The 26,103-nt window shown below is 68.7% G+C and carries 16 protein-coding genes and 1 pseudogene; 6 read left to right on the top strand and 11 right to left on the bottom strand.

From position 1 onward, the window contains the following. Positions 1-46 precede the first annotated feature (46 nt). Complete coding sequence (gene asd / locus ABD679_RS10605) at positions 47-916, top strand: archaetidylserine decarboxylase (RefSeq protein ID WP_344759959.1); 870 nt, start codon at positions 47-49, stop codon at positions 914-916. 664 nt (positions 917-1,580) lie between these two features. Here the strand turns inward: asd and ABD679_RS10600 are convergent. Next, positions 1,581-3,416 carry a 3-hydroxybutyrate oligomer hydrolase family protein gene (locus ABD679_RS10600; RefSeq protein ID WP_344759958.1) on the bottom strand — a complete coding sequence of 612 codons (1,836 nt, stop codon included), beginning with the start codon at positions 3,414-3,416 and terminating at the stop codon, positions 1,581-1,583. A gap of 97 nt (positions 3,417-3,513) precedes the next feature. Here ABD679_RS10600 and ABD679_RS10595 point away from each other — a divergent pair, with 97 nt between their 5' ends. Then, a complete protein-coding gene (locus ABD679_RS10595; protein WP_344759957.1) occupies positions 3,514-4,179 on the top strand; it encodes a response regulator transcription factor in 666 nt (221 codons plus the stop codon). Positions 4,180-4,186: 7 nt separating this feature from the next. Here ABD679_RS10595 and ABD679_RS10590 read toward each other — a convergent pair whose 3' ends face one another. Both ABD679_RS10590 and ABD679_RS10585 read right to left on the bottom strand, forming a co-directional pair. After that, positions 4,187-7,510, bottom strand: a complete 3,324-nt coding sequence (locus ABD679_RS10590; RefSeq protein ID WP_344759956.1) for a hybrid sensor histidine kinase/response regulator — start codon at positions 7,508-7,510, stop codon at positions 4,187-4,189. 263 nt (positions 7,511-7,773) lie between these two features. Further along, positions 7,774-10,056: a TonB-dependent receptor gene (locus tag ABD679_RS10585; protein ID WP_344759955.1), complete on the bottom strand. Its 2,283-nt coding sequence runs from the start codon at positions 10,054-10,056 to the stop codon at positions 7,774-7,776. A 186-nt stretch (positions 10,057-10,242) separates the two neighbouring features. On the opposite strand from ABD679_RS10585, the gene ABD679_RS10580 reads away from it, so the two are divergent. From ABD679_RS10580 to ABD679_RS10565, 4 genes are all read left to right on the top strand, one after another. Then, positions 10,243-11,646 (top strand): GntP family permease, encoded by a 1,404-nt coding sequence (locus ABD679_RS10580; RefSeq protein ID WP_344759954.1) that lies wholly within the window; start codon positions 10,243-10,245, stop codon positions 11,644-11,646. 105 nt (positions 11,647-11,751) lie between these two features. Next, positions 11,752-13,782, top strand: a complete 2,031-nt coding sequence (locus tag ABD679_RS10575) for a DUF1800 domain-containing protein (protein WP_344759953.1) — start codon at positions 11,752-11,754, stop codon at positions 13,780-13,782. Between the two features lie 11 nt (positions 13,783-13,793). After that, positions 13,794-15,320 carry a DUF1501 domain-containing protein gene (locus ABD679_RS10570; protein ID WP_344759952.1) on the top strand — a complete coding sequence of 509 codons (1,527 nt, stop codon included), beginning with the start codon at positions 13,794-13,796 and terminating at the stop codon, positions 15,318-15,320. Positions 15,321-15,393: 73 nt separating this feature from the next. Further along, on the top strand, positions 15,394-16,725 hold the full coding sequence (locus tag ABD679_RS10565; RefSeq protein ID WP_344759951.1) for a hypothetical protein: 1,332 nt from the start codon (positions 15,394-15,396) through the stop codon (positions 16,723-16,725). Here ABD679_RS10565 and ABD679_RS10560 read toward each other — a convergent pair. The 8 genes and pseudogenes from ABD679_RS10560 to ABD679_RS10525 form a co-directional block, all read right to left on the bottom strand. Beyond that, positions 16,722-17,345: a trimeric intracellular cation channel family protein gene (locus ABD679_RS10560; protein ID WP_344759950.1), complete on the bottom strand. Its 624-nt coding sequence runs from the start codon at positions 17,343-17,345 to the stop codon at positions 16,722-16,724. The two genes, ABD679_RS10565 and ABD679_RS10560, sit on opposite strands and share 4 nt — an antisense overlap. 107 nt (positions 17,346-17,452) lie before the next feature. Then, complete coding sequence (locus tag ABD679_RS10555; RefSeq protein WP_344759949.1) at positions 17,453-19,180, bottom strand: chloride channel protein; 1,728 nt, start codon at positions 19,178-19,180, stop codon at positions 17,453-17,455. Then, the gene (locus tag ABD679_RS10550; protein WP_344759948.1) at positions 19,167-19,631 is read right to left on the bottom strand and encodes a MarR family winged helix-turn-helix transcriptional regulator; all 465 of its coding nucleotides are present in this window, start codon (positions 19,629-19,631) and stop codon (positions 19,167-19,169) included. The genes ABD679_RS10555 and ABD679_RS10550 overlap by 14 nt, the downstream gene beginning before the upstream one ends. A 373-nt stretch (positions 19,632-20,004) precedes the next feature. Next, positions 20,005-21,015, bottom strand: a complete 1,011-nt coding sequence (locus ABD679_RS10545) for a T6SS immunity protein Tli4 family protein (RefSeq protein WP_344759947.1) — start codon at positions 21,013-21,015, stop codon at positions 20,005-20,007. Between the two features lie 195 nt (positions 21,016-21,210). Further along, positions 21,211-22,275, bottom strand: a complete 1,065-nt coding sequence (locus ABD679_RS10540) for a T6SS immunity protein Tli4 family protein (RefSeq protein WP_344759946.1) — start codon at positions 22,273-22,275, stop codon at positions 21,211-21,213. Between the two features lie 179 nt (positions 22,276-22,454). After that, the gene (locus ABD679_RS10535) at positions 22,455-23,360 is read right to left on the bottom strand and encodes a T6SS immunity protein Tli4 family protein (protein WP_344759945.1); all 906 of its coding nucleotides are present in this window, start codon (positions 23,358-23,360) and stop codon (positions 22,455-22,457) included. A gap of 46 nt (positions 23,361-23,406) precedes the next feature. After that, on the bottom strand, positions 23,407-25,554 hold the full coding sequence (locus ABD679_RS10530) for an esterase/lipase family protein (protein WP_344759944.1): 2,148 nt from the start codon (positions 25,552-25,554) through the stop codon (positions 23,407-23,409). A gap of 4 nt (positions 25,555-25,558) precedes the next feature. Then, positions 25,559-26,103: pseudogene (locus tag ABD679_RS10525) on the bottom strand (DUF2345 domain-containing protein); the annotation flags it as partial.

Raw genomic sequence — 26,103 nt, 5'->3', positions numbered from 1 at the left:
CCCGCCGCGGGAAAGACCCGATGCGCCTTCCCCGGATAGCCGCCCCATGAGCCTCGTCACCCGCCTCACCTATGCCCTCCCGCACCGCCTGCTGTCCTCGCTGGCGCGGCGGCTGGCGTACTCGGACAACCCCCGGCTCAAGCAATGGCTGATCGACACGGTCACGGCGAAGTTCGGCGTCGACCTCTCCGAAGCCGCCAACGCCGACCCGCTGGCCTATCCCACGTTCAACGCCTTCTTCACCCGCGCGCTCAAGCCCGGCGCGCGCGTGCCCGACCCCGACCCGCGCACCCTGCTGATGCCCGCCGACGGCCGCATCAGCCAGTGCGGCCGCATCGGAGACCCGTCCGGGGAGCCGGGCCGCATCTTCCAGGCCAAGGGCCAGTCGTTCACCGCCGCCGAACTGCTCGGCGACGAGGCTGCGGCCGAAGTCTTCGCCGGCGGCCTGTTCGCCACCGTCTATCTCTCGCCGAAGGACTACCACCGCGTGCACATGCCGTGGACCGGCACCCTGCGCGAAACCGTGCACGTCCCCGGCCGCCTGTTCTCCGTCGGCCCCGATGCCGTGCGCAACGTGCCACGCCTGTTTGCCCGCAACGAACGCCTCGTGTGCCACTTCGACACCGATTTCGGCCCGATGGCCGTGGTCATGGTCGGCGCGCTGCTGGTCTCGGGCGTGGAAACCGTGTGGAGCGGCGAGGAGATCCCCGCCTACGGCGACGCGGTCACGGTCAAGGACTACCGGACCGACGACGACGGCGCGGCGGTCACGGTGGAACGTTTCGCGGAGATGGCCCGCTTCAACTACGGGTCGACGGTGGTCGTGCTGCTGCCGCCGGGCGTGGCCGAGCTGGCACCGGGTCTGGCGGCCGAGACGCCGGTGAAGCTGGGGCAGGCCCTGGCGCGTCTGTCCTGACGCGGGACGCCTGCGCTGGCGATCTTGCACTCGCCTTCACCTTCGCTTTCGCTTTCGCTTTCGCTTCTAAAGATCACACCGCTCCACCGCCTGTCTGCAGACCCGGAGGGCGCTGCACATGGATGTGCAGCGTTTTTCTATGGGACAGGATGTCCCTTAGAAAAATCCCCGCAACAATGAATTGCCGGGTTTGCTGTGGACACAAAGCGTTTTTCTTTGCTTCCGTTTCTTTTGACGCTCATCAAAAGAAATGAAGTCGCCGAAGGCGAAAGCTTCTGACTTTTGCACTTATGGATTTTGCTTCACGCCAGCGTGAGGCATGCCTGCCAGAGACAAGATCAAAGGCGTTTCGCCCGCTGCGCGGCCGAGTTCATTTCTTTGATAAGCGTCAAAGAAACGAACCAAAGAAAACGCTTTGTGCCAAGGGCACACCCGGGAAGTCATTGTTGCGGGGATTTTTCTAAGGGACATCCTGTCCCATAGAAAAACGCCGCACATCCATGTGCGGCGCCCTCCGGGTCTGCATGCCACGGATTGGCGTCTGGATCTTTAGAGGCGAGAAGCAAAAAAGCAGGAAACGGGAGACGGAAAGGCAACCGCATTCGCGCCTGCGACGCTCATTCCCGCCCAAACCCACCCCCCAAGCGGAAGTGGGGGAGGAAGGCTAGTTGGCGGGAATCGCCAGGTTCCCCGCTTCCAGCGGCTTGCCCGCGCCTCGCGGCGTGGTGGCGATCACCGCGTCGGACGGCAACGAAGCCTTGCCGTCGAGATAGGCATCGACGCGATCGAGCGCCGCATACACGTACGGCAGCGACGGCACGTAACGCGCCGCATAGTCGGGGAATCCGAGGAACGCGTCGAAATGCTCGACGTTTTCCACCTGCCAGTAACGCACTTCGCGCCCGGCCGCCTGCGCCGCGGCCACGTAGGGCGCGCTGCTGAAGGCCGGCGGCACCAGACCGTCGTCGAGACCGTGGACGACCACCACCGGCAGGCCGGCGCGCGGCAGGGAAGCGCGGGTTTCGGCGATGCCGCTGCGCACGCGGTCGGCGTCGGCGCCCTGCCCGTCCCACAGCGCGCGCAGGCACTGCAGGCCCGGCAGCGTGAGGTCCGGCGGCGCGACCTTCGCATCGATCAGGCCGACGCCGTTGCCCGGCGGGATGCCGGCGGCATCCGACCACCACGCCGCGCGCTCTTCCGCCGTGGCGGCGCGCGGGCTGAAGTCGGCGTTCTGGGCCGAAAAAGCATATCCGCAGGGATGTTCACCCACGCCGTAGCGGCCGTACGCGGAGGCGTAGGTCGCCGCGACAGAGCGCCACAGGTCGAAGCCGCTCGAAGCGGCGCCAGAGCGCAGCGCCGCGTCGGTCCAGCCGCTGGCACGCATCGCATCGTACGCGGACTTCGCCTGCCCGGCGGTGGTGTCGCCGGTGACCAGCCCCGCCGCCTTGAGCGAGGCGCAGCGCAGCGTCCACATCGGTTCGACCTGCGCGCGCATCGGCGGCTGGGCCAGCGACTCCGGCGCCAGGTGCAACAGCGCGCAGGGCTGCAGCAGCGCGGCTTCGGTGGCGAAATCGTAGATCGGGCGGCCGCCTTCGACGAAGACGTTGGGTTCTCCTGCGACCACCGCGTCCAGCCAGTCGCCGTCCAGCTCGGCCGCACGCAGCACTGCCCCGCCGCCATTGGAGATGCCGACCGCGATCACCCGCGTGTTGTCGAAGGTGAACGGCGCGGCGTCCGGCAGCGCTTCGTCCAGCGCGTGCAGCGCGAACTGCGCCGCCTGCTGGACGTGCCGGCCCCAATGGGCCTCCGGATTGTCCTTCGAATGCGCGTGTTTGAACGCGACGCCACTGGCTGCAATCGGCGCGTCCGGCACGAACGCGAGGTCGTCGCCGGCATCCAGCGTCCCGAACGTGCCGTCCGCACGCGCGCCACCCTGCGCGTCAAGGTCGAAATAATCGGTCCCCGCGCCCTTGTCGGTGTAGGCCACCGCGCAGCCCTTCGGCAGCCCCCAGGCACCGGCGATGGAAATCGCGCCGTACACGCCGCGCGAGCCGGACGCCGGCGCGACCACCACGCAGCGTCGCGCCTTGTCGAAGACATCGGGCACCTGTACCAGCACGCGGTGCGGCTGGGTGGCGCCGGGTACCGTCGCCAGCGCCGAGTATTCGCGCCCCGGCACGGCCTGCGTGGTGCCGTACAGCGTGCCGTAGCCGCCGCCCGCGGCGAGATCGGCGATGCCGCGCCAGTTGCTCCAGATCGCGCGCCGGCGCAGTTCGGTCGCGGTCGGATGCGCGGCATCGGCGAAGGCCGGCGGCGTCATCGCACGCAGGCCGTCGAGGCCGAGGCCGGCGGTCAGCAGGTCGTCGTTGCCTCGGTGGTCGGTGCTGCGTTCGGACGTGAACATGGGGGCCTCCGTGGAATCGCGCTGCGGCCCGCTGGCGCAGGCGCCCAGCAGCACGGCAAGGGAGACGGCGACGGCACGGACTGGAATTCTGATCATGTCGCGACAGTAGCAAGCCGGGCCGCTTCGATCATCGTACTTTGGTACCAGGCCATGCCGGCCCGCCCGCACGCGGATTCCTGCGAGAATCGCGGCAATGCCTACCCTGCTGATCGCCGACGACCATCCGCTGTTCCGCGCCGCGCTGCGCCAGGCCGCAGCCGATGCCGTGGACGCGCTGCAGGTGCGCGAGGCCGATTCTCTGGACAGCGTGCTCGCCGTGCTCGACGCCGAGCCGGGCATCGACCTGGTCCTGCTCGACCTGCACATGCCCGGCAACCACGGCCTTGCCGGGCTGGCCGCGATCCGCGCCCAGCATCCTGGCGTGGCGGTGATCGTGGTGTCCGCGAACGACGACCCGCGCGTGGTGCGGCGCGCGCTCGACCACGGCGCTGCCGGCTACCTGCCCAAGAGTGCCGGCCTGGACGATCTGCGCGACGCGATCCGCAGCGTGATGGCCTGCGAACAGTGGCTGCCCGCGTCATTGCGCGCGGCGGTGACGCGGGCGCAGTCCTCGGCCGGCGACAGCGCCCTGGCCGCGCGCCTGGCCAGTCTGTCGCCGCAGCAGTTCCGGGTGCTGGTGCTGGTCGCCGAAGGCCTGCTCAACAAGCAGATTGCCGATCGCCTGGACGTGCAGGAGCGCACGGTGAAGGCGCACCTGTCGGCGATCTTCGACCGCCTCGGCGTGCGCAACCGCACCCAGGCCGGCGTGGTGCTGCGCGAACTCGAGCTCAGCGACCCTTCGCGGCAGCTGGAGTCGTAGGGACGAGCTACGCCGCGCGCGCGGCCAGCAGGCGGTCGAGCACCGATTTGAGCGCCAGCGGCTTGAGCGGCTTGGCCAGCAGCGGCAGGCCGGCCTCGTGCACCGCGCGCCGCACGGCATCGCCGCCGTCGCCGCTGAGGATCAGCGCCGGCCGCGCGCCGAAACGCCGGGCCAGTCGCGCATGCAGCGCTGCGCCGGTGTCGCCGTCGTCGAGGTGGTAGTCGAACAGCCACAGCAATGCGTCGTTCGCCGCCATCGCGGCTTCCGCCGCAACGCCATCGGCCACCGCCTCGACCTCGCAGCCCCAGCCTTCCAGCAGCACGCGCAGCGATTGCAGTGCAGCGCGGTCGTTGTCGACGATCAGCACCCGGGTGCCGGCAAGGCCGGCTTTCGCCGATGCGGACACCGGTGCACGTGCCGGCGCGCGCGGGACCGCCAGCATGAACACGGTGCCGCGGCCGACGCGGCTGCGCAGCCCCAGCGGCGCTTCCAGCAGCTGCGCGATGCGGTCGGCGATCGCAAGGCCAAGCCCGAGCCCCTGCCCCGCCGCCCCGTCGCCGCGGCGGAACTCCTCGAAGATCGCCGCCTGCTGTTCCGGCGCGATGCCCGGGCCGGTGTCGTGCACTTCGATCCGCAGCGCATCGCCGGCACGCCGCACGCCCAGCAGGATGCCGCCGTGCGCGGTGTAGCGCACCGCGTTGGCGAGGAAGTTCTGCAACACCCGGCGCAGCAGCTGCGGATCGCTGCGCACCCAGGCCGGGGTCGGCACGCAGGCGAAGGCAAGCCCGCGCTCGGCGGCCATCGCGCGGAACTCCGACGCCAGCGGTTCCAGCACCTCGGCCAGCGGGAACTCGCGCGGCTGCGGCACCAGTCCACCGGCTTCCAGCCGCGACATGTCGAACAGCCCGGTCAGCAGGTCGGTGGTGGAATCCAGCGCGCCACGCACCTGCCGCACCGCATCGCGCTGCGCGGGATCGGCGAGCTGCTGCGACAGGGTGTCGGTGAACAGGTGCGCGGCGTGCAGCGGCTGCATCAGGTCGTGGCCGATCGCGGTGAGGAAGCGGCTCTTGGCATCGTTGGCATGCTCGGCCTCGCGCTTGGCCGATTCCAGCAGCGCGGTGCGCTCGCCCACGCGCTGCTCCAGGGTTTCGTTGGCGCGGCGCAGGCCGCGTTCGACGCTGCGGAATTCGGTGACGTCGGTGAAGGTGGCCACGAAGCCGCCGCCCGGCATCGGGTTGCCGCGGATCTCGATGATGCTGCCGTCCGGCATCACGCGCTCGGACAGGTGCGGCGTGCCGGCGCGCATGAAGGCAAGCCGGCGCTGCAGGGCGCTTTCGATGTCCCCGCTGGGCGGCAGTTTCTCCAGCGCCCAGCGGCTGAGGTCGGCGATCGGGCGACCGACCTGCAGCAGTTCCGGCGGATAGCCGAACAGCTCCGCGTAGCGCCGGTTCCACGCCACCAGCCGCAGTTGCGCGTCGACCACGCTGATGCCCTGGCTCATGTTTTCCAGCGCGCCTTCCAGCACGCGCTGGTTGAAACGCAGGTCCTGCGAGGCCTCGCCGACGATCGCGGCCACGGTGTCCAGGTCCGCGCCGGCCTGGCGGCGCGCGGCATCGAGCAGCAGCCGCGCCGAGGCGCTGCCGAGCACGGCGGCCAGTTCGCGCTCCAGCCGCGCCTCGATATGCGCAGGTACCGGGCCGCTGGCCGGCGCGCCGGCGAGCAGTTCGTCGACGCTGCGCGCCGGCAGGAAGCGGCGGCCGGCGCTGCGCAGGGTGCGCACGTCCGAACCGCGCGCGGCGACGCGGTGCGGTGCGACGCGCACCGTGGCCATCAGCACCGTCGCCAGCGTGCCGGCGAACAGGCTCGCGCCGACCGCGCGGCCGAGCCGGCTCCAGCCGGTCAATCCGAACAATCCGTCCGGTGACAGCCACGCCATGCCCAGCGGCCCGCGCTGCAGCCAGCCGGCATCGCCGCCGGTCGCTGCGACTCCCATCGGCACCAGCATCACCCACGCCCACACCGCGAACGCCACCGCGACACCCACCGTCGCCGCGCGCGCCGGCGTCTGCGGCCGCCATACCGCGAACCCCAGCGCCGGCACCAGTGTGGCCAGCGCCGAGAACGACACCGCGCCCACGTCCGCCAGTGCCTCGCTGCCGGCGATCTGGCGGCTGTACGCCCACGCCAGCAGCATGGTCGCGACGATGCCCACGCGGCGCAGCAGCAGCACGTCGCCACGACGGTCGCCGTCGTCGCCGCCATGCGACCACGCGCCGCGCAGCAATCCCGGCGCGAACCAGTGGTTGCCGATCATCAGGCTCAGCGTCAGCGTGCTCACCACCACCATGCCGGTGGCCGCGCTGAGCCCGCCCAGGAACGCGAACAGCGCCACGCCCTCGTGCCCGCGCGAGAACGGCAGCGCCAGCGCGTACATGTCCGACGGCACGCTGTCGCCCAGCAGCGCGGTGCCGGCACGCGCCAGCGGCAGCGCCGGCAGCGCGATCAGCAGCAGGTAGAACGGGAACTGCCAGCGCGCGGTGCGCACGTCGCCCTCGTCGCGGCACTCGACCACGCCGACGTGGAACTGGTGCGGCAGGATGAACATCGCCAGCGCCCCCAGCAGCACCAGCGGCGCGAAGCCGTCCGTGGTCTGCTGCGACAGCGGCGCCGGCGCCTCCGGCAGCTTGCCCAGGCCGAACCAGACGAAGGCCCCCAGCGCCAGCATCGCCGCGAGCTTGAACACCGACTCGAACGCGATCGCCAGCACCAGCCCGCGGTTGTGCTCCACCGCACTCGCGCGCCGCGTCCCGAACAACATCGCGAACAGCGCCATCGCCAGCGCCACGTACAGCGAACCGTCGCGCCACAGCGACAGGTCCCCGCGCGCCCCGTCGCCGGTCAGGGTGACGAAGCTCATCGTCACCGCCTTGAGCTGCAGAGCGATGTACGGGATCAGGCCGAGCGCGGCGACCAGGGTCACCACCGCAGCGAGCCACGCATCCTTGCCCAGCCGCGTGGCGATCAGGTCGGCCAGCGAGGTCGCGTTGGTCTCGCGTGCGAGCCGTACCAGCCGCATCATGAAGGCCACCGCCAGCGCGTAGAAGGCGATCGCGCCGAGGAAGGTCGGCGGCAGCGGCCAGCCGTAGCGCGCGGCCTGGGTGACCGTGCCGTAGAACGACCACGAGGTGCAGTGCACCGCCAGCGACAGCGCGTACACGTGCCGCCAGTGCCGCGCCAGTACCGCCGGGTGTCGCTCACCGTACAGGGCGGTGCCGAACATCAGGCCGAGCCACAGCACCGCGGCCAGCACGACGACGCCGATGCTCAGCATCGGCGCGGCCCTGTCGTCGCTGGCAATGTCAGTCGGTCATCCACGAGTGCCCCCAATCAGCGGGAGCATATCCGGCGCTGCCCGTTGCCGCGACCTCCATGCCCCCGCAGACACCTGTAGGAGCGGCTTCAGCCGCGAGCTCTTGCCCTTCCAACAACTGCTGGAAAAGCTCGCGGCTGAAGCCGCTCCTACAGGGCGACCCGAGATGCCCGGCAACGAAAACGGCGGGCCGAAGCCCGCCGCCGGTTTGCCTGCCCATCCGCTCAGAAGTTGTAGCGCAGCGACACGTACCAGTTGCGCGGCAGGCCGTAGTACGCGGTCTGGATGTTGCCGACGCTGGCAAACTCCTGGCCCTCGGTCTTGTAGTGCTTGTCGGTCAGGTTGCGCACGCCGGCGCGCACCTGCCAGCTGTACTGCGGCGAATCCCACACCCCGTACACGCCGACCACGGTGTAGGCGTCCTGGCTGAGCACGTCGCGGTTGTCCACGCTCAGCCAGGTCTTGTCGCGGTAGGAAGCGTCCGCGCCCACCGCCAGCGAACCGCTGTCGCCGAGGCTGAAGCCCTGCTGCAGCGCCAGCCGCGCGGTGGTCTTGGGCGAGAACGGCACGTGGTCGTGGTTGAGGTTCGGGTCGTAGCCCGGATAGGCCGGGTCGAGGCGGAAGTCGTCGAAGCGCGAATAGTCCGCGTCCAGCCAGCCGACCTGTGCGCTGAGCAATGTCGCCTCGCCCAGCAGCGCGCTGCCTTCGAACTCGATGCCCTTGATGTCGAGCTCGGCGGCGTTGAGCACCGGGAAGGTGCCCACGTCCTGTGACACGCGCGCCTGGAAGTCGCTGTAGTCGCTCTTGAACGCGGCCACGCTGCCACGCAGGCGCTGGTCGGCGGAACTGGCCTTCAGGCCGACCTCGTAGGTCCACACGTATTCGGGGTCGAACTCCGCGTGCTCGGTGTCGTACACCGTATTGGCGCGGCCGTTGAAACCGCCGGACTTGAAGCCGCGGTTGGCCGACACGTAGCCCATCACGTTGTCGCTGAACGCCTTCTGCAGGCTCACCGACGGGGTGACCGCGGTCCAGTCCTGCTCGGCGCTGAAGGCGACGGTTTCGTTGATCGCGCTGAACGGCGCGCCCCAGAAGGTGCTGGTGGTGCGGTCGTACTCCTTGTTGTCGCGGGTCCAGCGCACGCCGGCGGCCAGCGTCCAGGTCGGCGCGAATTCCCAGCTCGCGTGGGCGAAGGCCGCGACGCTGGTGGTGGTCAGGTCGTCGTCGATGGTGCGCAGGAAGCTCAGGGGCATCCCCGCGAGCGCGAACAGGTCGTCGGCGTAGGCTTCCTGGTGCGACGGCACGTTCTCGCGCATGTAGTACGCGCCGAAGATGGCGTGCAGGTTGCTGCCGTTGTCGTACTGCAGCTGGAACTCCTGGCTGGCCTGCTTCTGGTCCAGCGCCACCAGCACGTCGCCGAGCTCGAACTCGGACGCGTCGATGTCGATGAACGAGTGCGTCTTGAGCCTGCGGTAGGAGCTGATGCTCTTGAACAGCCACTGGCTGTTGATATCCCACTCCATCGACAGCGAGCCGCCGGAGTGTTCCAGGGTCTGGCCGTGCCCCGGGGGCGCCAACGAGGTGCGCGCGCGGTAGTCCCAGTCGCCGCTCGACCCCGGATGCAGCACCACAGCGCCCAGCGCCAGGTCGGTCTGCACCAGCGGCGCCATCGGCCGGCCCAAGGTCGGGGCGACATCCTGTTCGGTGCGGTCGAACGACAGCGTCGCGCGGAAACTGTCGGACGGCGAGAACGCCAGCTTGGCACGCAGCGCCTGGGTATCGTCGTTGTTGAAGTGGCGGCCGGTGACCGCATCGCGCACGTAGCCGTCGTTGCGGATCGAGGCGCCGGCGATGCTGCCGGCCACGGTATCGCTGAGCTTGCCACTGACGTAGAAGCGGCCTTCGGCGCGGCCGTAGTCGCCGGCGGTCAGCTCCACCGAGCCGCCTTCGTTGTCGAACGGGTTCTTCGTGGTCAGCTTGATCGCGCCGCCGGTGGAGTTCTTGCCGTACAGCGTGCCCTGCGGGCCGCGCAGCACTTCCACCTGCTGGATGTCGAACAGCGAGAACATCGCGCCGTTGATGCGCGAGTAGTAGACGTCGTCGACGTACATGCCCACGCCCGGGTCGAAGGTCTGCAGCGCGTCGGGCTGGCCGATGCCGCGGATGAAGACGTTGACGCTGTTGGCCGAACCGCGGCCCTGGACCATGTTCATGTTCGGTACCGCGCCCTGCAGGCCGGTGACGTCGCTGGCCTGCAGGTCGGCAAGCTGTTCCTCGCCGAAGGCGCTGACCGCCACCGGCACGTCCTGGATCGATTCGGTGCGGCGGCGCGCGGTGACCGTGACCGTGTCGAGGGTGCGCGCGTCGGCGTCGGCCTGGGCGGGCGCGACGGCCGGGCTTGCCTGTGCCGCCACGTCCTGCGCGGCGGGATCGCCGGACTGCTGTGCCCACGCCACGGGCGACAGCAGGACGCAACCGATTGCCAGGCTCAAGTGCTTGCGCTTCATCGAATCTTCTCCCCTCAGGATGCACGCCGCGCGGCATGCGCCGCAGATTGGTCGCAAGGCTAGGGCCGCCGCGCCGCGGCCGGCATCGTACCTTCGGACAATGGGCCGGGACGGAGCCGCGCGACGACACTGTCGGCCCGGAAATGCACGGCCCGACGTCGCGCAATGGAATCGTGGAGTGGGTGAATGGCATTCCTGATCGTGCTGGCCGCGCTGTGCTTCCTGATGTTCGTGGCCTACCGCGGCCACAGCGTGATCCTGTTCGCGCCGATCGCCGCGCTCGGCGCGGTGCTATTGACGGATCCGTCGCTGGTGGCGCCGATGTTCACCGGCCTGTTCATGGACAAGATGGTCGGCTTCCTGAAGCTGTATTTCCCGGTGTTCCTGCTGGGCGCGGTGTTCGGCAAGCTGATCGAGATCTCCGGCTTCTCAAAGGCGATCGTGAAAGCCACCATCCGCATCGTCGGCGCGCAGCGGGCGATGCTGTCGATCGTGCTGGTGTGCGCGCTGCTGACCTACGGCGGGGTGTCGCTGTTCGTGGTGGTGTTCGCGGTGTATCCGTTCGCCGCGGAGCTGTTCCGCCAGAGCGACATCCCCAAGCGGCTGATCCCGGGCACCATCGCGCTGGGCGCGTTCACCTTCACCATGGACGCGCTGCCGGGCACGCCGCAGATCCAGAACATCATCCCGTCGTCGTTCTTCGGCACCAACGCCTGGGCGGCGCCGTGGCTGGGCACGCTGGGCGGCGTGTTCATCCTGGTCGTCGGCATGGCCTACCTCGACTGGCGCCGGCGCAGCGCACTGAAGGCCGGCGAAGGCTACGGCGACGCCGCCACGCTGGTGAACGAGCCGGCCGAGTTCACCGGCGGCAAGCTTGCCAACCCGGTCGTCGCGATCCTGCCGCTGGTGCTGGTGGGCGTGACCAACAAGCTGTTCACCGACTGGATCCCGCGCGCGTACGGCGACAGCCACGAATTCGTGCCGGCGGTGGTCGGCAACGCCGCGCCGGTGGTGCAGGAAGTGTCGAAGATCGCCGCGATCTGGGCGGTGGAAGGCGCGCTGCTGGTCGGCATCCTCACCGTGATCGCGTTCGCATGGAAGCCGGTGCTGGCGAGCTTCGCCGAGGGCACCAGGTCCGCGATCGGCGGCGCGCTGCTGGCGTCGATGAACACCGCCTCCGAGTACGGCTTCGGCGCGGTCATCGCCGCCCTGCCCGGCTTCCTGGTGGTGGCCAACGCGCTGGGCGCGATCCCCAACCCGCTGGTCAACGAGGCGGTGACCGTCACCGCGCTGGCCGGCATCACCGGTTCGGCCTCCGGCGGCATGAGCATCGCGCTGGCGGCGATGTCGGAGACCTTCATCGCCAACGCGCAGGCGGCCGGGATCCCGCTGGAAGTCTTCCACCGCGTCGCCGCGATGGCCTCCGGCGGCATGGACACCCTGCCCCACAACGGCGCGGTGATCACCCTGCTGGCCGTGACCGGCCTGACCCACCGGCAGGCCTACAAGGACGTGTTCGCGATCACCATCGTCAAGACGCTGGCGGTATTCGTGGTGATCGGGGTGTTCTACGCCACCGGCCTGATCTGACGGCCCCGGCCGTGTCCCGGCACCCGCTCTGCGAAGGCGGTCACACCCGCGGCCGGAAATCCCCCCATACTCTGTCGACAGGGGAGTTTTTGCCGGGGAAAACCCATGCCGAATCCGATGTCGCGCAGTGCGACGCCGAGCGCCAGGCTCGTGGACGCCGCCGGGCTGCAGTGCCCGGCACCCGCCGATTTCCTGCAGGACGCGTCCGCCGATGCTTCCGTAGCGACGGCCGGACCGCCGTCGCAGTCCCAATCGCAACCGCAGCGCCGCGTGGCCAGCGCCCGGCGTGGCATCGACGAGTCGCGGGCACGCGAGATCCTCGAGCAGCGCCATGGTCACGGCCGGCCGCTGCAATACCAGGCGGCGCCGCGCGCGCGCGCCGGCACCACCGCCCCGGCGGGCGGCACTTCCGCCATGCCGCCGTCGCGCGCCGCGGTATCCAATGCGGTCACGCCTTTGTTCTACGACGACTCGGACGGCGCGGACCTTGCCGCCGACGCGCCACAGGACCCTTCCGGCGCGCCGACGCTGGGCGGCATGTCGCGTCCGCAGCGGATCACGCTGGCGCGGCCCTCGCTGGCGATCCGCGCGCTGGGCAACATGAGCTACGGCGCCACCGCCGCCGACATCGCCGCGTTCAACGCCGGCGGCAGCACGGACGCGGCGCGCATGACCGCGTACGTCGACCGCCAGCTGGCCTGGGAATCGATCGACGACAGCGCGCTGGAATCGCGCCTGGCCTCCGCCGGCTACACCACCCTGGGCAAGAGCCTGCAGCAGCTGTGGACCGACCACGTGAAGTCCGAACCGGACTGGGAAGTCCGCATGCGCCCGGCCTGGGAAGTGCAGCGCGCCGCGCTGGTGCGCGCGGTGCATTCCAAGCGCCAGTTGCGCGAGCTGCTGGTGACGTTCTGGCACGACCACTTCAACGTCATGGCCACCGACTACTCGGCCGGCCCGGTCTACGTGCACTACGACCGCGACGTGATCCGCGCCAACGCCTTCGGCAACTTCCGCACCCTGCTTGAGGCGGTCGCGCAGAGCACGGCGATGCTCTATTTCCTCGACAACCGCTCCAACACCCGCGCCGGCCCGAACGAGAACTTCGCCCGCGAGCTGATGGAGCTGCACACGTTCGGCGCAGAGAACTACCTCGGCTTCATGGACCCGTTCCAGGTACCGCCCTGCCCGGAGGATCCGTCGTATCCGATCGGCTACACCGACGTCGACGTGTACGAGGCCGCGGCCGCGTTCACCGGCTGGACGGTGAAGGACGGGCACTGGGAATTCCCCACCGAGGACGACGGCACGTTTACCTACCGCTCGAGCTGGCATGACGCGGGGCCGAAGTTCCCGCTGGGCATGTTCCTCAATCCCGAGCAGCCCGCGCTCAAGGACGGCCGCGACATCCTCGACCGCCTGGCCAGCCATCCGCGGGTGGCGAAGTTCATCTGCGGCAAGCTGATCCGCCGCTTCTGCGCCGACCGCCCGAGCCAGCAGCTGGTCGACAGCGCCGCGGCGGTGTTCCGCGCCAACTGGCAGAAGCCCGACCAGATCAAGCGCACCCTGCGCCACATCCTGCTGTCGGATGCGGCGTTCAACAACTGGGGCCAGAAGCGCCGGCGCCCGTTCGAGGCGGCGGCGGCGGCCCTGCGCACTTCCGGCAGCGACTGGACGCCGCGCGTCGACGACGGCAAGAGCGACGAGTTCATGTGGCGGTTCGGCTTCACCGGCCACACGCCCTACGACTGGCCGGCACCGAACGGCTATCCGGATACCGCGGTGGCCTGGGCGGGTTCCAACAGCTTCGGCATGACCTGGAAGCTGCTCAACTGGCTGGCGGAAACCAAAGACGGCGACACGCCGCTGCTGCCAATCCTCGCCGCCACGCGCAGCGGCGTGTCGAAGTGGACCTCGACCGCGCTGGTCGACTTCTGGTGCAAGCGGCTGCTCGGCTACCTGCCGGCCCGGCGCGGCATCCTGGTCGACTTCATGCGCCAGAACGGCGCGGCGGGCGACGTCATCGCCGACAGCGACGCATGGTCGGGCAACGACCTGAAGCAGCACTACAACCAGCAGCGCCTGCGCTCGATGGTGTCGCTGGTGATGATGTCACCCGAATTCCTGGCCCGCTGAGGAGCACGCCCATGCCCCGTTCGATGCAAGACCGGCTGCTGCTCGACCGCCGCGAGTTCCTCAAGGGCTGCTGCGCGGTCGCCGCGACCGGCGCGGTCGCCGGCCCGTCGCTGCTGTTCTCCGACGCGGCGCATGCCGCGGCGAACCCCCACGACACCATCGTCCACGTGTTCCTGCGCGGCGGCATCGACGGCCTGAACCTGGTGCTGCCGGTGTCGGGCAACGACCGCACGTTCTACGAACAGGCGCGCCCGGACCTGTCGATCGCCGCCTCCGGCAGCTACGGCGCGCTGCCGCTCACGCTGTCGAACGGCTCGGCCACCGGCTTCGGCCTGCATCCGTCGGCCACCGGCCTGCGCGACATCTGGACCGACGGCAGGCTGGCAATCGTGCACGGCTGCGGCCTGCTGACCACGGTCACGCGCAGCCACTTCGACGCGCAGCTGTACCTGGACCTGGGCACGCCGGGCCAGCACGGCATCGGCAGCGGCTGGATCACCCGCGCCTGGAACACGCAGCCCGGCGACACCGGCGCGACCATGCCGGCGCTGGCGGTCAACAGCCGCACGCCGACCAACCTGCTCGGCGCGACCGATGCGCTGACCATGGGCAGCCCGTCCGACTTCGCGCTCAACGCCGGCGCGTGGGCGTGGCAGAAGACGCGCGCGGATTCGCCGGCCGGGCTCAAGGGCGTCAACGAAACGCTGGCCAGGCTGTGGAAGGGCCAGACCGGGCTGGAAGACTCCGGGCGCGCCGCGGACGCCTCGCTGAAGGTCATCGCCGGGCAACCTTACGGCGACCTGCCCGCAGGCTGGCCGACCAGCACCTTCGCCCGCCAGCTGTGGACAGTGGCGCAGTCGGTGCGCTTCAACCTCGGCATGCGCTACGCGGCGCTGGACGTGGGCGGCTGGGACACGCACGACGGCCAGGGCACGGCGGGGTCCGGCTATCACTACTACCAGGACAGGATCGCCGAACTGTCGCAGGCGCTGGCCGCGTTCTACGGCGAGCTCAAGGACGGCGGCGAACTGGGCCGCGTCACCGTCGTGGTGCAGTCCGAGTTCGGCCGCCGCGTGCGCCAGAACGGCAGCCGCGGCACCGACCACGGCTACGGCAACCCGCTGCTGGTGCTGGGCGGCCCGGTCAACGGGCGCAGGTTCTACGGCACCTGGAAAGGGCTGGATCCGGAAATCCTCTCGCCCTACTTCGGCGATGTGCCGGTGACCACCGACTTCCGCCGCGTGCTGTCGGAACTGCTGATCCGGCGCATGGGCAACAGCCAGCTGGGCGCGGTATTCCCCGGTTACGCCGGGTACTCGCCGCTGGGCATCGTGCAGGGCAACGACCTGGCGCCGCAGTACGCGGGCGCCTTGGCCGCACCGGTCGCCGCCACCCTCCCCGCCGCGCGCCTGCCGGACATTCCGCAGCCGGCCTACGGCGAATCGCTCGGCCCCGCCAGCGGCGCGGGCCTGCGCCAAGCCCCCGACTGGCAACGCCGCGGCAAGGTCGATCGCACCCTGGTCCGCCGCGCACGCTGACCGCCAGGATCCACGGCGTGCTTGCATCACGGCGGGCGCTTTGCCAGCCTGCACGCACTACCGGGGGACCAGGATGACCGACCCAACCCCACCGTCGGCGGCGGATGCTGCTTCCCGCCTGCCACGCCGCACCACGCCCACGTGGGAAGTCGAACTGCTGATTTCCGGCGTCGCCATCTTCGCGATGCTGCAGCTGCCGGGCTGGCTGGATGCGCGCTTCTTCGACCTGCGCGCACGCCTGGACGATGACTGGAACCAGCTGCTGGCCCTGCTCTATGTCTACCTGATGTGCGGCGCACTGACGCTCGCGGCGACCTTCGCCATCCACCTGCTCGTGCGCGCGCAGTGGATCGCCGTGGTCGGCATGCACTCGGTGTTCCCCGGCGGCATCCGCTGGGACCGCCTGCGCATCGGCCCGATCCAGCGCGAAATCGAAGCGGCACGCTACGGCGACGCCGAGTCGGCGATCGACCGCGCCGACAACCGCGCCACGGTCGTGTTCTCGGTCGGGGTAACGCTGGCGACGATCTTCATGCTGATCAGCGCGACCGTGGTCACCCTGTTCTGCCTGATCGTCGGTATCCGGGGCGTCTTCGGCGTCCCGCGAAATGCCGGTATCGCGCTGGTTTACCTGCTCATCGCGTGCCTGCTGCCCCTGTTCGTGGCCACCCTCGTCGACCGGCGCTTCGGCGACCGCCTGCCGCGCGACGGCGTCGCCGCCCGGATGCTGCGCGGGCTGTTCCGCACCTACAGCCGGCTCGGCCTCTCCCAGCGCGCATCCAACCCCACCTTCACCCTGCTTTCGAGCCACGGCGGCGACCGCCGCATGCAGACGGTCACCGTACTGCTGATGTTAGCCGTCGTGATCGCCACCGGGCTGGCCATGTACGCCAATTTCAGTCCGAGGTTCCCGGGCAACTACGGCGCGTTCCCCGAATTCAGCGACGCGCGGCACACGCTCGCCAGCGCGCACTACGACGACGAACGCGACCCGCTGAAGGACATGGCGGCATTCATCCCGTCGGCGATCGCCACCGAACCGTATCTGCGCCTCACCGTGCCGTACGTGCCAGCCCAGGCCGCCGACGCGTTGCGCGACTGCGCCGGGCCGCCCACCGACGACGCGGCCGGCGCCGACCGCGCCCTCGCCTGCCTGCAAGGCATGCATGCGGTGTCACTCGACGGCAAGCCGCTGGACCCGGTGCCCTACGAGATCGGCAGCGATCCGCGCAGCGGCCGCCCCGTACTGGTGGCGATGATCGACATCCATTCGCTGCCTGCCGGCCGGCACGAGCTGCAGGTGGCCCACGCGAAGGCCTCGACCGGCGCTCCAGCCACCATGAAATCCGGCAAGGACCGCCCCTGGCGCATTCCCTTCTGGCCAGTGCCGGCGCAGTGGCGCTAGCCGTTCCCGCGCGGGAAGCGCGGCAGGTTCCAGTGGTAGCGCATCGCCAGGTAGCGCAGGCCAAAGCACAGCACGATACCGAACCAGGGCAGCCAATCCGCGGGCAGTTCCAGCTGCTCGCCGGACACCTGTAGCGTGGCCGCGAGCAGCGCCGCCGACGCATAGATCTCCTTGCGCAGGATCAGCGGCGTGCGGTTGAGCAGCACGTCGCGCATCGCCCCGCCGCCGACCGCGCTGACCACGCCCAGCACGATCGCAACCTGTACGTTGTGCCCGTACGCCAGCGCCTTGTGCGCGCCGAACACGGCGAAGAAACCCAGGCCCAGCGCGTCGAACATCTGCACCGGGTGGTCGAGCCGCTGCAGCACCGGATAGACCGCGATGGCGAGCATCGACGCGACCAGCGACAGCGCCAGGTAGCGCCAGTCGACCAGGCCCGCCGGCGGGATCGCGCCGATGCACAGGTCGCGCATGATGCCGCCGCCGCAGGCGACCATGTAGGCGATGGTGATGATGCCGAACAGATCGAGCTTCTTCTGCCGCGCCGCGACCGCGCCACTGATGGCGAAGGCGAAGGTGCCCGCCAGGTCCAGCAGCTTGAACAGCATCGATTCGTTCACGTCGCGCCTTGCCTGCAGGATCCGGGATGGGGGCGGCCGCGGCCGCCGGGCAATCGCGCCAGCCTAGCTTCCCGCATCGCCGATCGCCAGCGTTGACGCCAGCCGTGTCAGCGGCGGAGGAAGCGCTCGCGCCGCGACTCTTCCTCGTGCAGCAGGCGCGCGGGCTTGAGCAGGTCGCTGCGGCTGACCACGCCCAGCAGCTTCGGCAACTGCGCCGACTCGACCACCGGCAACCGCTGCAGTCCCAGCGACGCCATCCGCGACGCGACCGTGCGGCAGTTCTCCGTCGCCAGCGCATGCGGCGCGTCGATCCCCTGCAGCAGCTCGGCAACCGGCTGCGCCTCGTCCTGGACCACGCCGGGCGGCAGGTCCTCGCGGTCGATCATCCCCACCAGGCGCCCGTCGTCGACCACCGGGTACGCGCGATGCTTCTGCCCGGGCCCGAAGTACCTTGCCTGCACCTCCGGCACCGGCATGGCCGCGGGTACCGTCACCGCTTCGGTCGTCATCACTTCGCTGACGAAGTGCCGTTCCAGCGGGTCGACGCCGTACTCGCGGTACACGTGCAGGCCGCGGCGCGCGATCTTCTCGGTCAGGATCGAGCGCGGCATCGCCACCACCGAGACCCCGTACGCCACCACGCAGCCCAGGATCGTCGGCAGCAGCGCGTTGGTGTCGTAGGTGAGTTCGAACGCGAACACCACCGCCATCAGCGGCGCGCGCATCGTGCCGCCGAGCGTGGCGGCCATGCACACCAGCGCCCACAGCCGCACATCGCCACCGGGCAGCCACGGCCCGAGCACGCAGCCCACCCCGGCACCGATCATCAGCAGCGGCGCGAGGATGCCGCCCGACGTGCCCGACCCCAGCGCGACCACCCAGATCACCGCCTTCACCAGCACCAGCGCCACCGCCACCTGCAGCGCGAGGTGGTCGGACAGCAGGTCGCCGATCACGTCGTAACCCACGCCGAGTGCGCGCGGCTCCAGCCAGCCGCCGAGGCCGACCACCAGTCCGCCCATTGCCGGCCACCACATCCAGTGGATGGGCAGGCGCCCGAAGCCGTCCTCAACCTTGTACAGGATGCTGCTCATTGCCGTGCACAGCAGCCCGCACACCAGCCCCGCCGCCACGCACGACAGCAACGCGATCGTGTCCACGGGCGGCGTCTGCATCGCGAACAGCGGACCCGGCTCCGCCCACAGCGGACGCAGGAACCCCGCGACCGTGCACGCCAGCGCCACCGGCAGCAGGCTGCGCGGACGCAGTTCGAACAGCAGCAGTTCCACCGCCAGCAGAATCGCCGCCAACGGCGTGCCGAATACCGCCGTCATGCCGGCGCAGGCACCGGCGACCAGCAGCGACTTGCGCTCGGCCGAAGTCAGGTGGAAAGCCTGGGCAAGCAGCGACGCCGCCGCGCCGCCGGTCATGATGATCGGCCCCTCCGCGCCGAACGGCCCGCCGCTGCCGATCACCACGCCCGACGACAGCGGCTTGAGCACCGCCACCTTCGCCGACATCTGGCTCTTGCCGAACAGGATCGCCTCCAGCGCCTCGGGAATCCCGTGGCCGCGGATCTTCTCGCTGCCAAAGCGCGCCATCAGCCCGACGATGAGCCCGCCGAGCGCGGGCACGAGGATCACCCACGCCCCCAGCGTGTTGTCGGCGGGGGATGCCTCGGCCAGCGACAGCGTCTGGTGGAAGAACAGGTTGGTGAAGAACCGGATCATCGCCAGCAGCAGCCACGCGCCAAGCGTGCTCAGCCCGCCGATCACCACCGCGAAGGCGGACAGCAGCAACAGGCGGTTGCTGGAGGAAAAGTCACGCTTCTGCATGGGAATCCTTTTCTGTTCGTGCGGTGGCGGCATCGCGGCCGGGCGTGCCGCCGAGGCTGGCGCCCGCGGCCGTGGCGGCCCGGAACACCTCGCCCATCTGCGACAGCGCCTGTGCGTGGCAGCGGGCGATCCGCCGCACGAGTCCGCGCGCCCTGGGCGTGAGGTGGATCTCCACGCAGCGCGCATCGCGCCGGCTGCGCCGCTTGCTGACCAGTCCATTGCGCTCGCAGCGCTTGACCAGCGCCACCGTGCCCTGGTGGCTGGCCTGCAGGCGTTCGGCCAGCTCCCCGACCGTGCCCCAGGTACGGCCCTCGAACCCATGCAGGTGGAGCAGCAGCAGGTACTGCGCCGGCGTGATGCCCCCGGCACGCGCCGCCGACTCGCTGAAATGCAGGAACTGCGCCAGCCGGAAACGAAACTCCGACAGCGCCATGTATTGCTGCTTGTCCATCCGCGCCCCGCCCCGAAGGGCGCGAAATATACAACGATGTTGTGTATCAGGGCAAAGCCGACGTTGCCGGGTACCCGTAGGCAGGGTCCGGAAAGTCGCGTGGGATGCCTGTTGCCATTTCCGCGAGCGGCGGCCCAAAAAGCATGACCACGAGAGGCGCGACGTCCCGCGTGGCATGAAAGTCGAAGCGGCGGCGGGAGACCGGAGTCAGCCGCGCGTAGCGGCGCGTGCCGCGCCACTACGCGGCAGGGAGCCACCCGGGTTCATCGCCGTACGCGACGGGGTACTTCACCCAAGCGCAATGCCCTGTGGGGCTGTCGAATACGTGCCGGCGTGCAACTGCGTGAAACGACCGCAGCCGGGCAAACGGTACCTATGGCCCGCGGGGTTGCAGGCTCCCCATGATCTGCTGCCAGAGCGCCTCGATGGTTTCCCCGTCCACCGAAGACGCATCGGTATCGGTCATCATCTCGGCCTCGATCTCGGGACGGAACGGATCCTGTGGCACGCCATCGGCATGCCAGAAATACTTGTAGGCACGCCCTTCACCCCCGTTCTCCAGCGGCATGCTGATAGCCACCAGCTTTCCCTTTTGCCCCGCATGCGTGCGTGTTCCGCGATGCAGCGTGCGCACCTTGCCACCCGACATTCGCAATTCGAAGAGGCCTCGTCCGACGCGCTCCAGGAAGGAGGGTTCGTCGCCACGTGCGACCAACCCGTAAAGGCTCATCGAAAAGTGCAACCCGGGATACTCCGGGAACGTCACGTACAGGCTCGTGTCACCGCCAACATCATTGCGCCCCTTGAGCGCAAACATGCCATTGCCCGTGCAGAAGCCGCCAGAATCCGGAACTTCCCCGGAGGCCAGCGGGGTGAATCGCGCGACTGCGGCAAGGACGCCATTGCGCACCACGGGATATTGGCCGGCATTGGCATGACTGCCCTCGAAAACGAAATGATGGCCGCCGTACATGCGATGCACTTCGATCGAATAGCCCGACGACTGCGCATGTCTTGCGATTACCGCCTGCTCGCCCTGCACATCGAATCCAACGAGCCGGGAATCCGCGAAGGCGACGTCGGGGTCCACTCCGGCCGCCCGGTACAGGGCGCGGGCGCGTTCGCTGCCCGGTGACGGCAGCACCTTCGCTTCGCGGGCCTGGTCGCGCAGTGACAGTTCAACCTGTTGCCATTCGGCCTTGCCCTCGTCACGGACGCCCAACCCCGAGTAGGTCGCACTGATCCGCACGTCGGCGGTTGCCGGCAGGCGCAGCGCATGGTGTCCGACGCACACCGCCTTCCCTGTCGCCTGTTGGCGTGCATCGACAGTGCCTGCCGTGGAGCACGAGACGGAAAGCACCGCCCCGAGAACAGAAAGGATCACTCCCCTCGCGCAGTTCCTCATTACGTGGCACCGCAGGCTGTCTGGCAGCACGTGCAAGGGACGCCATCGGCGCGCATGCCCCGCTCGCCCCTGCGCAGGCCAACCTCGCCCCTCCGCCGCAAAGGGTTATGCATCACGAGACAGAAAGAAGCTGGAACAGGCAAGCGGGAAACGGCGTCGATGATACGGGACGAGTCAGGTCGCGCCGGGCCGGCGACGCAATGAGGCAAGCATGTCGTTCCAGAACTGCGTGGCAGCGGCCAGGTCCGGGAAATCCCCACCTTCACCGAGCGCCCCGGCTTCGAGCGACATGCTGAGCTTGAGGAACGGCGCGGCGAGCGAGTCTGGCGTGCCAGGAAACTCCCACACGAACTCGTGGCGGGTTGATCGGCCATTCCCCTCGGCAATCACCACCTCGTCGCCGGGCATACCATCGATCTCGCGATGCTTCTGGCTGATCACGCGCACTCCGCCTCCCTTGTGGATGCGACGCGACAGCGGCGGCTCTGGGTTGCGGGTGACGAAACCGGTCAGATCGATCCGGGTGTGCGACATCCTGCCGGGCAGGATGCCAACCTCCACCTCCTCGCGGTTGAGCTGGCTTCCCGCGACAAACCCGTCCTCGATGCAGAAACCTGCATCGCGCGGTATTTCGCCGGCACCGCGCGTGCGGACCGCGGCGCCAAACCGCTTTTGCGCTGCTCGCGCCTGCTCCATGGATGACGCGTTGGCGTTGCCCTCCGACTCGAACCGGAACAGTGCACCCGAATCCGGGAAATACTGGAACTCCTCGTAACGGTACACACGCCTGCCGGCCGGACTCGACCATGACACCAGCACTTCATGGCTCGGGGTCAGCGCGTAGCGCTCCACCAGCATGCTTCCACCGTCGTTGCGCCTCGCCGACCGCAGCTCGGACTCCCGTGCGCCGACCTGCGCCCGGAACCGGGCGGCGTTGACGCCGGCCATGGTCGAGATTCGCGCCCCACCGGAGGTGAAGCTGGCCCTGGTTTTTGCATCCCGCGGCAGGTCGATCAGGAAGCGGCCAACGCAATGCGTGGACCAGCCCGCAGGTCGCGTGGCCTCACCGGCCGCGGCATCCGCAGGCAGAATCAAGGCGGCGCTCGCCAATCCCGCCAAAAAGGTGGCCATGAACCCACGGACCATGCCCACTGCCCACCTGCGCCCGCCATCCCGCTGCCGCGAGCGGCCTTCCGGCGCTTGGTCCAAGGCTCCGATCTGCAGTGGGGGTGACTTCATCGCTCCTTCCTCCGGAAATGTCCGCTGTCCCGCAAGCATTCGGCGACCGCGCCTGGAAGGTCCCGGCGCCGCTACCGGTTCCAGGGCTGGCTCGGGATCAGCTCATCGCACCTGGGATCCCCGGCCACCTTGCATGTCCTTCCGCACGGGCCAGCATGCCATGGGGTCCACGCCACCGTTCACACCGCGCCGGGCCGCAGCCGGAACGACGCGGTGATGCCGTGCCAGAACTTGATCGCCTCTTCCAGGTCGCGGAACTCGCCTTCTTCGCCAAGTGCTCCGTCGTCCAGCGTCATCCCCAGCTTGAGGAAGGGCGCTGCCAGGGAATCGGCTTTGCCGGGAAACTCCCAGGCAAACTCATGATTTATCCGTCCGTCATCGCGCTCCTCGACCACGACCTCGCTGCCCTCCAGTCCATCCAGGATCCGCTTGGTGCGACGTACGACGGCGATGCCGGACGACTTGTCTGCAAGGTCAACAGGCAATTCGCGCACCCGCTCGAGAAGCGCCGGCTCGGGATTGCGGGTAACGAAGCTCTTGAAGGCCATCGAGACGTGCGCCATGGCCGGGAAGCTGATGACTGCCTCGACTTCTTCACGATTGAGTGCACTGCCGGCCACGAATCCCCGCTCAACGCAGAAGCCCGGCTCTGTCGGGACCACGACCGGTTCGCGGGCGCGCATCGCCGCGCCGAACTTCGCCTGGCTTGCCCGCGCCCGCTCGCGTGCCACCGCTGTTGCATCGCCCTGTGATTCAAACCTGAAAAGCACGCGTTCGTCCGGGAAATACTGGAATTCTTCATAGCGTTGGGTACGCTTCCCCACGGCGCTCGACCACGACGCGATGACCTGGTGCCTTTCTGAAAGCGCATAGCGCTCCACCAGCATGCTGCCGCCATTGCCGTGGCGCTGGGCAGCCAGCTCGGCTTCCCGCGCCTGCAACAGCTGCTCGAACCCCTCCGGGGCAACAGCGGCAGTCGTCAACACGCGCGCCCCACCGGAGATGAACGCCGATCGCGTGCGCGCATTTGGCGGCAGATCAATCATGAAGCGGCCCCAGCATGCAGTCCGTGCGTTGTCGCTCAAGGTGCCATCTCCTGCAGCTGAAACAGCCCGATGCCTGGCCGACTGTTCATTGGTTGCTCCAGTCCGCGCTCTGCGCAAGTTTCACGAGGGAGTACATGGATGCCCAGCGCGCCCGGTTGTCGTTGTACGCATCCTGGTGCTCATAGCCCGGCTCACGCCTTCCCTTGATGTCCTGGGTTTTTCTGCCGCTCGCCGAACTGCGGCCATCGGTTCCCACCGCAAAGAAGGCCTTCACCCCACTCCAGCCCCAAGGCGCAATCGCGGACACCCGGGGTACCGTCCCGTCACCAGGCCCATCCTTCTCGACGACCTCCACAAGCACGTCATCCACACCGGGCGTGCGTGTGGCCGCCGTGATGACGATCTCTTCCAACTGCACCGTCTCTCCGGCCCCATCTTCTTGGAGAGGAGCAGTGGCCGGGGGCGCGGGCTTCACCGCGGCCAGCACCAGCCGCCCGTTGAGGCTGTCTCCCCACATGCCATTCGCGTTGGCCATGCCCAGGGAGATTCCTGCTTCCAGCTGATTGGCCAGGTTGTCCTCGAACACCTTCTTCAGCGCGGCAGCGTGTTTTCGCTGGTTTGAAGGCACCCGGCGGAGACTGCGCATCCATTCCGGCATCTGGGCTGGATCAAGCATCGGCACGGGGGTATTGCCAGCTGGCACATACTCCCCCTGGATCCGGGACCGCCGTTGAACCAGCAACTCGAAGCGCAGCGGTCCGTTGCCGGTAGCAGCCCACACGACTTCCTCGTAGGCAACGCGCTTCTTGTCTCCGTCGGCGCCAATGTGCACGTAGGCTGGCTTCGGGCACTGGTCGGCAATGCGCTCGTGGAAATCCTGGACCTCGTCGATCTTGTCGTCGAAATCGTTGAATGGATCCAGGTCGCCGCCCCGGGACGCGTAACCTGCTGCGCTCGCATTCTTCGTGGCAGAAAAATCGAGCGCGATGACGTTGCTCGAGGGAATCAGGCCGTACCAGCTTCGGCACCTGTAGATTTCATCGTACGGATCGCCGGCACGCGGTAGCTGGTCCTCGTTGGCCCCCTTGCCGGCGCCCACGCGGCGGAGCTTGAGCCAACCACCATTCGTTCCGCCGTATCTGGCGCTTGGAAGCAACTCCAGGCCCCCATTCGACCGGGACAGCTGCGCGGCCAAATGGATTCCGGTTTGGCCCTGCGCAATGTATTTCATGGCGAAGCTGTCGGCCCCTGTCCGCAGCATCTTGTACGTCAGGGGCGCCCCTTCCGCTGGCATTGCCCCGATGACCGAACCCAGGACGCGACCATATCCGTGGACGCCGGACATGGCCCTTGCGACCAGCCCGCCCATGGAATGGGTGAGCAATATCACTTTCATCTTCCCGGCAATGCCCGCTCCCAGGAGTTCCCGGTAGTGCGGGATGATCCTGTTTTCAATCTGATCGATGACGTGGGCCGCGCTGTCCGCGTTCGAGCGGATCCAGTTGTAGCCGACGGCCCAGAATTCGAACCGGTATTCCGCGGCCTTGCGGATTTCGTCTTCCACCAGCTGTGAACCCTGGTACTTGTCGCCATAGTCTGCCGGCGGCGCCTGCATACCGTACATGTCGTCGCCCTGTGCCCAGGAGGTTGCCAGTTCTCCGTCATGCAGCATGCGATTGAGCGCCACCTCGAAGTTCGCGAGTGCCGGCTGATAGGCAGACTGCATCACCGTCCCGTATCCGCGGTGTTTTGCCTCTTTCTCGTCGATCGCCAGGCTCCGCCAGTCGTACTTGATCGGCGACAGGTTGCGCAGATCGGGCCAGCCCAACCGGAACTTTCGTTTTTCATCCGGCCGGCCCGGCATGCTGTTGAGATCGATCCGGTAGTAGACCTTTCCCTCCGGGTCGACTTCGGTGGTATCGGGGTCGAGCAGGCGCTGGCGCTCGGCTGCCGTGGCCATCAGGTACTTGGCCGCCCAACCGGCTTCACGCCAATTTCCGCTACCGAAGGTGAGCGAACTGGCATTCAGAGGACGCCAAACCCGCTCGCCGGTATGCTTGTTGCGCAGGTTCGTGCCCATGATTCCCGGCAGGAAGATAACGGGAATGACCGGCCGGGGGTCGGCCAGCAGGTGCGTCTTCCCCTCTTTTCCGGACGGGGTCAGGCGGGTGCTGGTCACCCAGTCGCCGTCCTCGTCGAGGGTGGAAAACAAGATCTGCTCTTCTTCTGCCATCGGCCTATTCCTTGCTGCGCAGAATCCGGATCGCCAGCGCTTCGAGCGATTGCCCGCGCTGGACAGGAAGGCGTCCCTCGCCATCGGTTTGCACACGGATCCGCGCGCCGTCTGCGCGCGTGATCTCGACCGGCCAGTTGCGGATCGGCTCGCCCGAATGCTCGTACCGGACCACGTGCTCGTGGTCGAACTTCGTTTCCGGCCAGCTGTTCATCTCCCGTGACAGCTGCGTCGGCCCGACGAAGTTCTTTTTGCCCGCATGCACCTTGATCGTGCCCGGGCACGCGATGACGATGTTGCCGTCCTCGATCGTCAGGCTTGCGCCGCCCGCCGTGGCCAGGTGCACGGTCTTGCCCGCCGCCAGTTCCACCTCGGCGTTGGCGCTGACCACCTTGAGCTGGTTCCGGCTGCGCAGCCGCGCTTCGTCGTTCTGCGCCTGCACGTCCAGTTCGCCATTGCCCGCCACGATGCTCAGCGCGGTCTCCTCCGATTGCCCCTCCACCGCCGCGGCCAGCAGCCCGATCGCCTGCCCGCTGTGCACCCGCAGGT

The sequence above is a fragment of the Luteimonas lutimaris genome (assembly GCF_039537065.1).
Taxonomy (GTDB): domain Bacteria; phylum Pseudomonadota; class Gammaproteobacteria; order Xanthomonadales; family Xanthomonadaceae; genus Luteimonas; species Luteimonas lutimaris.
The sequence above is the reverse complement of the archived record's forward strand: the minus strand, read 5'-3'. Positions and strand labels throughout refer to the sequence as shown.